We start from the raw sequence: 480 nt of genomic DNA, 5'->3' as shown, positions 1-480 counted from the left end.
CTTGGGATGATGGTGCAAACCAAACTACACCTGAAGCAACTAACTTGAATGCAGGAGGTTATATTGTTACAGTGACTGATACAAATGGATGTGTTATTTCTTCACCAGCTAACATTACAGAACCTTCAGTTTTAGCAATCACTTCGGGAGGAATAAATCCATCATGTACAGATTCGGCAGATGGGTCAGTATGGGTTAATGCACAAGGAGGAGTGATGCCTTATTCATATGAATGGAATTCAAATCCAGCATTAAATAATGATACGATATATAATTTACCAGCATTAGCCGGCGGATATTCTATTCTTGTTACAGATGCAAATAATTGTACAGAGGTTACTAACGTTGATTTAGTTGATCCTGCATTATTTACAATCAATGTGTCAGGAATTGACGTGTCTTGTTTTGGGGGGAATAATGGATCAGCTACTGTTTCAGAGAATAATGGTATTTTCCCTTATACTTATTTATGGAGTGATC

1 protein-coding gene is annotated in these 480 nt (G+C 37.1%); it reads left to right on the top strand.

Annotation, left to right across the window (positions count from 1 at the left end):
* Window positions 1–480: SprB repeat-containing protein (locus tag FRY74_RS12795; RefSeq protein WP_189765283.1), on the top strand; the 480-nt coding region annotated here is incomplete at both ends.

It is taken from the genome of Vicingus serpentipes, assembly GCF_007993035.1.
Taxonomy (GTDB): Bacteria; Bacteroidota; Bacteroidia; order Flavobacteriales_E; family Vicingaceae; genus Vicingus; species Vicingus serpentipes.
Note: the sequence above shows the minus strand (reverse complement) of the source record. Positions and strands in the feature narration are given on the sequence as shown.